The 10,847-nt window shown below is 60.4% G+C and carries 7 protein-coding genes, 1 tRNA gene and 1 pseudogene; all 9 read right to left on the reverse strand.

The features are described from left to right. Positions 1-164: 164 nt before the first annotated feature. Positions 165-1,000 (reverse strand): annotated as a pseudogene (locus tag HAP41_RS24940) (IS5 family transposase). Then, the gene (locus HAP41_RS24945) at positions 937-4,338 is read right to left on the reverse strand and encodes an AAA family ATPase (protein WP_166096580.1); all 3,402 of its coding nucleotides are present in this window, start codon (positions 4,336-4,338) and stop codon (positions 937-939) included. Before HAP41_RS24945 ends, HAP41_RS24940 begins: the two are co-directional and overlap by 64 nt. An 808-nt stretch (positions 4,339-5,146) precedes the next feature. Then, a complete protein-coding gene (locus tag HAP41_RS24950; RefSeq protein WP_071917452.1) occupies positions 5,147-5,407 on the reverse strand; it encodes a DUF3551 domain-containing protein in 261 nt (86 codons plus the stop codon). A gap of 75 nt (positions 5,408-5,482) precedes the next feature. Then, a complete protein-coding gene (locus HAP41_RS24955) occupies positions 5,483-6,829 on the reverse strand; it encodes an IS5 family transposase (RefSeq protein WP_166053956.1) in 1,347 nt (448 codons plus the stop codon). A 407-nt stretch (positions 6,830-7,236) separates the two neighbouring features. After that, positions 7,237-8,463 (reverse strand): IS91 family transposase, encoded by a 1,227-nt coding sequence (locus tag HAP41_RS24960; RefSeq protein WP_166061603.1) that lies wholly within the window; start codon positions 8,461-8,463, stop codon positions 7,237-7,239. Positions 8,464-8,483: 20 nt separating this feature from the next. Then, a complete protein-coding gene (locus tag HAP41_RS24965) occupies positions 8,484-9,344 on the reverse strand; it encodes a tyrosine-type recombinase/integrase (RefSeq protein WP_029085027.1) in 861 nt (286 codons plus the stop codon). Positions 9,345-9,792: 448 nt separating this feature from the next. Continuing rightward, complete coding sequence (locus tag HAP41_RS24970; RefSeq protein ID WP_166096579.1) at positions 9,793-10,065, reverse strand: hypothetical protein; 273 nt, start codon at positions 10,063-10,065, stop codon at positions 9,793-9,795. 42 nt (positions 10,066-10,107) lie between these two features. Further along, a complete protein-coding gene (locus HAP41_RS24975) occupies positions 10,108-10,368 on the reverse strand; it encodes a hypothetical protein (RefSeq protein WP_166096578.1) in 261 nt (86 codons plus the stop codon). A gap of 361 nt (positions 10,369-10,729) precedes the next feature. Beyond that, positions 10,730-10,819: transfer RNA gene (locus tag HAP41_RS24980), tRNA-Ser, on the reverse strand. Positions 10,820-10,847: the final 28 nt, after the last annotated feature.

Below are 10,847 nucleotides of genomic sequence, written 5' to 3' on the forward strand. Positions count from 1 at the left end.
TCAACAGCTGCCACGCTTTGGCTCATCTTTCATTCCTGAAACCGATTTCATTCCTGAAACTGAGCGTAGTTCGTCGACGAGATTTCTCGCGTCTGTCAGATCGGGTGTATCCCGACCTTCGGTGAACCAAGTGTATATAGGCTCTAAGAGTCTGTCCGGAAAGATTACCTTGGATTGCATAGCTTTCGCAGCATGAGTCGGATGGAGGCCAGCTTGAGAAAGGCGAGCGCCCTGTGATTGAAGCATTCCCAATCTTTGGACAGTCTTCGGCATCGCCCGAGCCAGGCAAAGGTACGCTCGACGATCCAGCGTTTGGGCAAGACGACGAAACGGTGAGCCTGATCGGAGCGTTTGACGATTTCGAGGTTCACGCGCTTCAGAGCGCTACGCAGCCCCTTCTGGAAATGTGGCCCTTGATATCCGCCGTCGGCGTAGAGCTTCAGAAGAAAGGGATAGAGGCCGAACAACGTTGCCATCAGGAGCACGCCGCTGTCGCGATCCTGGATGTCCGCCGCATGCACGATGGCGTGCATCAAGAGGCCTTGCGTGTCGACGAGAATGTGCCGCTTCTTGCCCTTGATCTTCTTGCCCGCGTCGTAGCCATGGAGATCATGAGGCCCCCTTTTTCAGCGCTTTTCACGCTCTGGCTATCGATGATGGCGGCGGTGGGAGAAGCCTCGCGCTCGGCCCTTTCGCGACATTCGACATAGAGGGCGTGATGAATTTTATCGAGCGTGCCGTTCCAGCTCCACAGATCGAAGTAGCCATACAGCGTCGAGCGCGGCGGCAGGTCCTTGGGGATCGCGCGCCACTGGCAACCTGTGCTCAGGATGTACATCAGCCCGTTGGCAATCTCGCGCAGGTCCACCGTACGCTTGTTGCCGCCGCGCTTGGCCGGCGGGATGCGAGGCGCGATCAGCGCCCACTCCTCGTCGGTCAAGTCGCTCGGATAGCGCAGGCGGCTGCGGTCGTAGCGTGCACGGTTCTCGGTAGTCCACATTGGCGGCGCGTCCCCATCGAATCAGGCCGCTCACCTTGAATCACAACCGATTCATTCGACTCAACATGTTTTGGAACAGACACTAAGAGGGACCAAGCCTCGAAATATCTGCCTTCGTTACTCCAATGCCGCGCGAGACAGATCGAGGCACGCAACTCCCACCAGCGAGCTTGTTGTCGCCGCGCAATCGCCACGGCTCGCTGCAGTGCGGCCTCTGCCTGGTCACGCCTGCCGAGTTTTAGGTTGATGTTGCCCCGAAGACGATACAACTCGGCCTCAAAGAAACTCTCCCCTGTTGTTTCGGCCAGCTGAACGCCTTCGTCCAGCAGGCGCAGTCCAACTTCAAGCTCTCCGAGCTGGGCATGAGCGAAGGCGAGATGGCCCAAATAGAGAGTGCGGCGGCACCGTTCAGAGTTTTGGTAAGTTGCCGTCAAAGCGCCGCGCATCAGTTCGATCCCGATTTGAAGATCCCCTCCTTGGGCTAATAGCGCTCCGCGGAAAAAACGTGCTCTTCGTTCAATTGCCGCAAATTCATGCTCGATGCTGAGCGATATCGCTTCGTCGGCGTGAGCCAAAGCGCGCTTTGCGTCGCCGCCGATTGTGCCCAGAACGACTATGTTCCCCAGGGCCAGGGCCGTCGTAAAGCTTTGTTCCCTCGTTCGAGCAAGAGTTTCAGTACGCTCGACGATTGTTGTAGACTGTTTAGGATAGCCAAGGACCAATAGCGTCGTCGAGAGCCACGCCAGGCTGTTCACCGCGTCATCGACTCCGAAGCGGCGATAGGTCGATATCGTGGCTGGATTGGTTGAGCACAGTGCGAGGGCGCGATCGAGGTGTTCGCGTGCGTCGGCGAAGGCACCCGTGAGATGCAATGATTGTCCAATAAAGCGCGTGGCTAGGACGGCCACGCCGGGATGATCATGCTCTGCGGCCAACGCGAGGCCGTACCGGGCATCCTCCAGCGCTGAGCTATACTCCGCGCGCACACTGTGGGCTAGGTAGCTGCCCCACAGGATCGTCATCCGTTCTTCTAGGCTGACACTTTCGCCTAGCAGCGCGCGAGCCCGTGAGAAGACCCGCGACGTTTCAGCCGCGGCATCGCCCTCAGTTGCGGCGACTGCAGGACCAAGGGCCAGATAGAAATCCAGTTCTTTGCGATCGCGTTGCGGCGAGCTGAGCAGTTGCTGGGTCAGCTCCATTCCTCTCGTGAGATGTTTTACAGCCTCGGCATTGGAGGAGCGCCCGAGCGCGCGCTTTCCGGCCTTGAGCCAATAGTCCGTAGCCTTCTCAAGCATGCCGGCTTCGGTGAAATGGTGCGCAAGGATTTCAGGGTCGTTCACGACGGCATCCTGGAAGCCTTCCTCTAGCACGCGCGCTATTTGCGCATGGAGTTGCCGCCGCCGTGTCTTCAGCAGGCTCTGATAAGCCGCATCCCTCACCAATGCGTGTTTGAAGCTATAAATGGCATCCGGCAGGTCACCTTCGCGGAAAATAAGCCCGGCCTCCTCGAGTTCGGAGAGGGAATGCTGCAACCGTGTTTCCTCTCGAGCGACCACAGCCCGCATCAAGGAATAAGAAAATTCGCGACCGATGGTGGCGCCAATCTGGGCGATCTCCTTCACCGAATGCAGGCGGTCGAGCCGCGCCATCAGGGAGTCGTGAAGGGTTTCCGGGATGGCAAAGGGCGGTAACGGTCCCCCGAGCTGATAGCGATCCTGGCATTCGATCAGAATGCCAGCTTCGAGGACAGCCTTGGTGAGTTCCTCCACGAAGAGCGGATTTCCGTCAGTCTTTGTTACGATCTGCTTCATCACGTCGATCGGAAGCGCTCGGCCATTGGCCACCTGCGTGGCAACACCTTTGACATCATCTGGGTTGAGCCGTCCGAGGACCAGGCTTCCGACATTCGCAAGACCGGTCCAGGGAGGCTCGAACTCTGGTCGAAAGGTAACCAGCGCAAGGATAGACAACTGTCGGGCTCGCTCTACGATGAGGTCGAGCAATTCGAGGGTGGTGTCGTCGGCCCACTGAACATCTTCGATAAGCAACAGGATGGGCTGTTTGCGAGAACGGCTCTCGAATTGATCGAGCAGCGCGGCAAGTGTGCGGCGACGCTGCTGGGCGGGGCTTAGCTGCGGTTTTGGATAACGGCTCGCGAATGGGATCGATAGCAGCTCAGCAAAAAGTGGTACTACCGTCTGAACTTGCGGTGCTCTCAACGAGAGGAGTGCCTCCAGCTTGTCAAGCCGCGTCTCGACGGGATCGTCCGCCTTAAATCCGGCACTCCTTTCCAACTGCTCGACCACGGGATGAAGTGCGCTGTTGGCGTGGTAAGGCGAGCACTGATAACGGAAATGCACGTGTGGTTGATGCTTAGCTGCACGTTCAGCCAGAGCCGCTGCTAAGCGCGATTTCCCGATACCCGGCTCGCCTGAGATGAGAACGATCTGGCCTTCGCCCGTGCGAGCCAAACGTTGACGTTCCAACAAGAACTCCAACTCGGAATCGCGGCCGATGACAGGGGCGAGTTCTGTCGGACGCACCGCCTCAAAGCGGCTCTCGGAAGCCGAGACGCCCTGGACGGCCCACGCGCTCACCGGCTCGCTAATGCCTTTGAGGTGGTGGGCGCCAAGGTCGCGAAGACTAAAGATATCGCCAAGGAGACGACGGGTGGAGTCTGCGACGACCACGGTGTTCGGCTCGACCAAGGCTTGCACGCGAGCCGCGATATTGGGAGCGCCCCCAACCACGGAGTGCTCCCGAAGTTTGCCTTCGCCGCCCAGGTCACCGACTACCACCATGCCGGTAGCGATACCGATACGCACCGCGAGCGGTTCTCCAGCGCGGGTTTCAAGCCGTGCGACAGCAGCAATGATATCGAGCGCAGCTCTTACAGTTCGTTCGGGATCGTCCTCGTGCGCAATGGGATAGCCGAAATACGCAAGAATGCCGTCTCCGCGAAAGTCGGCGAGAAAGCCGTCATAGGAGCGCGTGATACGAGCACAAGCAGCGTGATAGGCATCGATGACGGCGCCCATATCTTCCGGGTCAAGGCGTGCCGTCAGGGCGGTCGAATCGACCAAGTCACAGATCATTACCGTGAGGTGGCGCCGTTCCGCGTATTGCGCAATTGCAGCATTCACGACAGTGGAGGGAAGGCTGGAGGGAAGCGCACTGATCGCATTCACGAGGCGTTTCCGGTCGCCGAGTGGGATGCCAACCTTTTCGAAGTCAACTTCTGTCAATTGCGGCAACACATCGCAATCTATGGCGTTCGCGATGAACAGGGACTCATGTCGTCCTAGGCCCAAACTTTTCAGCCAAGTCCCGATTTCCATGGCAGGACCCTTGTGTGTACGAACAGCTTCAGCGCATCAGAGCCGAATATTTGCTCGTCCTACTTAATTCTATTGGAAGCCATTCAAACGAACAGTTCGGCATGACCGCACCGACAATAGCATGCTGTCGGGTCCGGACATGTGAACAGCCTCGCAATTCGCAGCATCCAAATACCTGCGGAAACGCGCGAGCGCTTCCGGTTCGTGATGATGGTTGCGACCTGGGCGGCCCGTGAAATTGAGCGGACGATACGTCCGTGAAGCCAGGCCCGCCGGCTCACGCGGGCGGCCTACTTCGCGATCCGATATTTCCTGGCCGCCTTGCGCCTTGGTGGTGTATCCGGCGTACGCTGCTTTCCGAGGTCCCAAACAGAGGCAGGAGATAATGTCGGCTACAGAAATCCTAAAGAGCGCGCTCGCGCTAGCCCTTTATACTGCGGCGACAACAACGACGCTCGCAACCGCCCAAGAAGCGACATTTTCAGAAGGCGAGCGACTTGGCCTTGCGGCCTCCAAATGCCCCGATAACGACAAGGCATGCAACAATCGATGTATCTCGAGTTCTCAAACCAAGGGCCGTGTGTGGGGCGACGATGTGCGCGCTTGCATTAGGGGTTGCCGGGTAGGCACCCAAATGAAAGATCAGATATTTGGTTGTATAACGGGCTGCCGTCTTGATCGGATCGTCCGATAGAAGCGCGGTGGTAGCGTCGACACAAGCCGCTAGGGATTGCGGTACCGAAACGCAGGCGGCCCAAGCAGCAACCCGCCGGTTCACGCTGGCGGGCTGAGCGTCTCTCGCAATGCCCTAGTAGGCGCGGCGGCCGTGCCGCCGATAAGCTGCGGGGTTTTCCACGCCCGCGAAGTATGGATTAATGGCGCACTCTGCGGCGCGGCCCGATGCCGAAGCATTGCACTGAGGCAGCGATGTGTAGCTGCAATCGTAATAGTTGGCCCCCGCGCGGTAAACGTGCAGGCAAACCGGAAAGGCCGGATTATACGTCTGAGCTGCCGCCGGCTCTGTTGATGCCATCCCGATTGCCAAAATCGCCAAGGCCGGAGTACGCATTGGAACCTCCATTCGGACATTGAGAACGCGCGCGAAGCTCCACGAGCCAGTACTTCGATCGTACCCCGTCGTCCGTTAAGAATCCGAATTGAGCGGGATGGGACATGTGAACGTGCGCCATATCCGGATCAGGAACAGGTCCAAGAAATCTCTCAGCCAGGCGAGGATGCGGCGGAAGTTGTGGCCTACGGCGGAGAGGACGACGTTGGCGGCGTCTCCTGCGCGGCCTTTGAGGTAGCAGCGCCCGAGGTGACCTTCGGCCTTCAGGTGTCCGATGATGGGCTCGATGGCGGATCGGCGGCGCAACTCGCGCTTGATGATCCCGAAGACGCCGCGCTTCTGGCCGGAGATGAAGACGCGACGTGGATTTTGAGCGTCGTGGCCGCGATACCCCTTGTCGACATAGGCCCGCTCGATCGGACAGCCGGTGAGTGCCTCGGTGCGGTCGATGACGTCGCGCAGGGTGTGACCGTCATACGGATTATCGGGCAGCGCCCTGACGTGTAGCACGAACAGACCGCCGGGAGCTCGGCGGTTGTTGGTGACGATGGAAGCCTTGACGCCGAACTCGTACGGCGCGGAGGCCTTGCCCTTGCCGATGCACTCCACCTCCGGGGCATGGAAAGAATAAAGCTTCCAGCCGCGTTGGCGCTGCTGCTGCGAGCGGATCTGGCTGGCCCGGCCAAGCGGAAGGGCGAACGCCTCCTCCAGGGCTGGCTGGCCGTCGATCTTGCGGCGGATATCGCGGATGATCCGGCCGAGCCTTGAGCGCAGGATACGCAACTGCCGCTGATGCCGCCTGAATTGTTTGGCATGGGCGTAGCGGCCCGCCATCATCGCGGCGGCCTTGGCGATCCGAGAATAGGACTGCCGCAGCCTGACGCCGTGCCTTCTCGCCAGGCGATTGAGCCCCTTGATGGCCGCATGCAGCAGCTTGGCGTCGGTCGGAAAGGTGATGGCCTTTGGCTGCACCGTGGTATCGACCGTGACCCGCTTGAGGTCCTGGCCGCGTAACGCGCCGGCCTCGTGCGCCACCCGCAGGCTCTCGGCCAGCAGCAGTTCCAGCTTGTCGCCGAGCCGCTTGCGCCAATGGCTCAGGTCCGATCGCTCGTGCGGGAAGGCGTGCTGGAAGAACTCTTCGCCGGTGAAGTACTGGAAATACGGGTCGTGGACCCAGCGCTCGCAAATCCCCTCATCGGACAGCCCGTAAATCTGCTTGAGCAACAGCAGCCCGATCATGAAGCGGGTCTCGATCCCCGGCCGGCCGTTCTCGCTGTAGAGCGGCGCGATCTCGCCGTCGATCCAGTCCCAATCGATCTTGCCGGCCAACAGAACCAGCTCGTGCTTCAGATTGATGATCTGGTCCAGCCGCGCCCGGAACAGGTCGTTCGATCCCGTCGTCTTGTGCTTCTTCGGTCGCATCGTCCCCTCCGATGCAACACAGAATCATGGTCCGCTGCGAAAGGGAATCTGGAGGGTTCTGTGAGGTCGCGCTCACGCGAGGGCGCGGCAGGCGCTTATGACGCGACCTCATTGAAGCCGGATTGAACGAAGGCGCGGGAGGCTATTCGCGGTTTTGCAGCTATGGGGATTGTTCGAGATCGCCATGCCCGATCTGCTGGCTCGGCGCGTGAGGCAGAGACACAGGAGTGCGCATCCTGGAAGAGTTGAGATCAGACGCGCTTCGCCTGAGATCGCGATAGGCCTTTTGCTGCATCGGACGGTTGTTGTCGCGCAGTGTGACAGCACGGATTCGACATCGTCCGCGATGATCGAGACGCTGGGAGCGAAATGACGAATGATGATCGTCGTGCACGACATGACTTGGCTCACGATGTGTCGCATCGGAACGGTGATGTTCGAGGGCTGGGGCGTCTGAAGCTATGTCGAAAGCGCTCAATGATGCGCATGACGCCACCACAATCGGGACAGGCAGGAACCTCGGCCCAGGTTTGAGCCTCCGAATCCACAGGCGACGGCTGGCCATCGTTTGGGGCTGTTCGCTCATGATCGAGAAGTTCGCGGCAAAGGGCGAGCTTGGCAGCGCGATGGCGGTTGGCCATGAAGCCGAAGTGGCGGATGCGGTGGAAGCCGTCAGGCGGCGTATGAAGCAGGAAACGGCGAATGAACTCATCGGGCTTGAGATTCATGATCTTTGTCGCGCTGTTTTGGCGATAGTCCTTCCATGAGAAGGCGACATGATCGTCGTCGAGTGCGACGAGCCGGCTGTTGGCGATCGCGACGCGATGGGTGTAGCGGCCGAGATAGGCCAGGACCTGTGCGGGTCCGCCGAAGGGCCGCTTGGCGTAAGCAACCCAGTTGATGCGTCGCATGGCGTCGAGGTGGGCCGCAAAGGCAGCCGGCTCGGCCAGAGCTCCGAGATCGCCGAAGAAACGCAAGGCACCGGAGTTGAAGGCTGCCGACAGACGTTTGAGAAAAAGTGTGCGAAATAGTCTGGACAACGGTTTGACGGCCAGGAAGAAGTTCGGTCGGCAAGCGGTCCAGCGCGCGCCATCGGGCGAGAGGCCGCCACCCGGAACGACGCAATGGACGTGGGGATGATGCATCAGCGTCTGTCCCCAGGTGTGGAGGACGGCGACGCCGCCGATCGCACCGCCGAGCCGGCGTGGATTGGCGGCGAGCGTCGTCATCGCCTCGGCGGCAGCCTTGAACAGGATGGCATAGACGACGGCCTTGTTCTGGAAAGCGATCGCGGCGATCGGTGCGGGAAGTGTAAAGACGACGTGGAAATAGGGAACCGGAAGCAGGTCGGCTTGACGCGCGGCGAGCCACGCGGCTCGGGCTCTCCCCTGACACTTCGGACAGTGCCGATTGCGGCAGGAATTATAGGCAACGCGTGTCGTGCCGCAGTCGTCGCAAGCCTGCATGTGGCCGCCGAGCGCCTCGGTCCGGCACGCAACGATCGCGCTCATCACGCGCCGCTCGACCCGCCCCAGATGACCGGCATGTACACGGCGATAGGCGTCGCCATGCCGGCGCAGAATATCGGCAATCTCGATGGCGGGCCTGTTGGAGCGGATGTCGGAGCGGGTCATGACCCGCATCCCGCTGCGGGTCATCCAGGTGGCGTCACCTCCAGCGACAGGCGATCGAGCGGGCTCTGCGTCGCTCGGATCGTATCGGTGGCGACCTGCGTGTAGCGCGCTGTCGACGACAAATTATTGTGCCCGAGCAAGACCTGGATGATCCGGATATCGGTTCCGTTCTCGAGAAGATGTGTCGCGAAGCTGTGGCGCAGCGTGTGCAGCGTGACGCGCTTGGTCAGGCCCGCAGCCTTCACCGCCGACCGGCAGGCGGCATGCAGCACGGTCTGATCGATCGGATGATCTTCGTCACGACCAGGGAACAGATAAAGCCGCGGCCGGGCGAGCCGCCAGTAGGTGCGCAGGATGCCCAGCAGCTGGGGCGACAGCATCACGTTGCGATCCTTCGCGCCCTTGCCGTGGCGCACCTGGATGACGCCGCGGGCGCTGTCGATGTCTTCGATCCGCAGTCCCGCAACCTCCGAGGCCCTGAGCCCGGCCGCATAGGCGGTGGTGAGCGCGGCGCGGCTCTTCAGGCTCGATACCGCTTCAAGAAACTGAACCACTTCGTCGGCGCTGAGAACGACCGGCAGCTTGCGCGGTTCTCGCGCATAGGGAATGCGCTCTGGGATGAGCGCCTCGCCGAGCGTGACGCCGTAGAAAAACCGTAGCGCACAGACGATCTGGTTCAGCGCCGGCCATGAGATGCCGGTCGAGACCAAATGCACCTGGAAGGCGCGGACGTCTTCCAGCTCTAACCGGTCAGGCGATCGGCCAAAATAGCGGCTGAACTTCGAAACCGCGCTGATGTAGGATCTTTGCGTCGCCGGCGACAGATTGCGGACGGTCATGTCTTCGATCATGCGGCGGCGAAGAGGGCTCAAATCGGCCATCTCGATACTCCTGTCTGAGGGGGTGGGCTCCAACACCCACATCCTCTCAGCCAGGAGGCGATCTATGCCACCTTGCCCCCTACGCCGCGGCAGCGGCTTCGTTCAATCCACAATCGAATTTGCAGGCTTTGGCGGTCTTTACCTCCCAATCCCTGCAATCTCAAACCGTCTCAAATCCGAAAAACAGACTCTCGCTCAATCGCTTAGAGCCTTGTTCACGGACGACTACCCCGCGGAGGTCGCGACTGCGCCTGACGATCGCTACCAGCCCGCTGGTCACGCTGGCGGGCCGTCCCTTCTAAACTTCATTGCGATCGGTTCCGTTCCCGATCTGGAACTATACTGCTTTGGGCACAAGTGGACAGAACTGATTGCCGGTTTTTCCTATGCTCATGACCACCTGGCGACCCCATTACCGCCAAGGTAGCCTCCAAACGGCCCCGGCAACTTAGTCTTTTGCTGGGGCCGCTTTTGCGCTGGTGTCGATCAGCCGGACAGAGGTCCCGCTCTCGTGCAGCTCGAGCCAGCCCTTCTCAACTGCATGCTTGATGCCGGCGCCGAACTCCAACCCGGTGGCCTTGAGCGTGTAGAGAAACGGAGCATTGAGCTTTTCGATGTGAATGCGACCGTCCTGGACAGCTTCAATGGTCTTCGCGAGCTCGACCAGTTTGCGGGCGGCGGCTTCAGGAGCGGCAAAGGCACGTTCGGCGGCGAGTTTCATGCAGATCGACTACCCGATTCTTCGTCCCCAGGCCGTACTGCTTCACCCGCACTTGTGGTTTTTGGTTTTGGCGTGCAGCGCGGTTCGGTCGCCAGTCATCTCAACGACGTAGTCGTCAATGGCGCTCATCAGCTTCTCGCGGTCGGCACGGCGATCCTTCCTGCCAAAGATGAGGTAGTGGCGAAGCCGGCCGAGTTCGGCCAGGTCGGCTGCTACCGCCTCGGCCCGCACTTCTTCCGCGCGCTGACGCATGCGCTCTTGGTGCCAAGCTCTCGCCGCCGCTCTGTTCTCTGCCTTGGTCATGGCGCCATCGAACCGCGGCGCAGGCGAGAGTCAAATTATCGATTCCTAGCGGCGCGGAATGCTCGCGAGCTACTGCCGGTCGTGGGTGTGGATAGATGCGCGACGCCATCGCTGTGATTCAAGGACCGTCTTGTCGCTCCTTCGATGCATCGCGTCGAAACACGACAGTCCATCGCGACGTCGGAAAGCTGATGAGATCGGCGGCGGCATCAGTGTTGGGATCGGGCGTCGCCTCGTCCGAGCTGCGACAAATCGACTCGATCTCACCGCGACGCTTACGGCGCCACCAAGCGACGATTGTACGTTCGATTGTGCGCTGAAGCGAAAACCGCGAGCTAACTAATTGATTTTGTTGATATTTTGGCGGAAGGGGTGGGATTCGAACCCACGGTACCCTTGCGGGCACGCCGGTTTTCAAGACCGGTGCCTTAAACCACTCGGCCACCCTTCCGGACAGAGAATGGTTGTCGCTTAACGCA

It is taken from the genome of Bradyrhizobium barranii subsp. apii (assembly GCF_011516635.5).
Lineage (GTDB): Bacteria > Pseudomonadota > Alphaproteobacteria > Rhizobiales > Xanthobacteraceae > Bradyrhizobium > Bradyrhizobium barranii.

Excerpts from the sequence above, each read along its gene's own strand:
- HAP41_RS24945 (WP_166096580.1), bottom strand. The coding sequence starts at position 4,338 with ATGGAAATCGGGACTTGGCTGAAAAGTTTGGGCCTAGGACGACATGAG.
- HAP41_RS24950 (WP_071917452.1), bottom strand. The coding sequence starts at position 5,407 with ATGCGTACTCCGGCCTTGGCGATTTTGGCAATCGGGATGGCATCAACA.
- HAP41_RS24955 (WP_166053956.1), bottom strand. The coding sequence starts at position 6,829 with ATGCGACCGAAGAAGCACAAGACGACGGGATCGAACGACCTGTTCCGG.
- HAP41_RS24960 (WP_166061603.1), bottom strand. The coding sequence starts at position 8,463 with ATGACCCGCTCCGACATCCGCTCCAACAGGCCCGCCATCGAGATTGCC.
- HAP41_RS24965 (WP_029085027.1), bottom strand. The coding sequence starts at position 9,344 with ATGGCCGATTTGAGCCCTCTTCGCCGCCGCATGATCGAAGACATGACC.
- HAP41_RS24970 (WP_166096579.1), bottom strand. The coding sequence starts at position 10,065 with ATGAAACTCGCCGCCGAACGTGCCTTTGCCGCTCCTGAAGCCGCCGCC.
- HAP41_RS24975 (WP_166096578.1), bottom strand. The coding sequence starts at position 10,368 with ATGACCAAGGCAGAGAACAGAGCGGCGGCGAGAGCTTGGCACCAAGAG.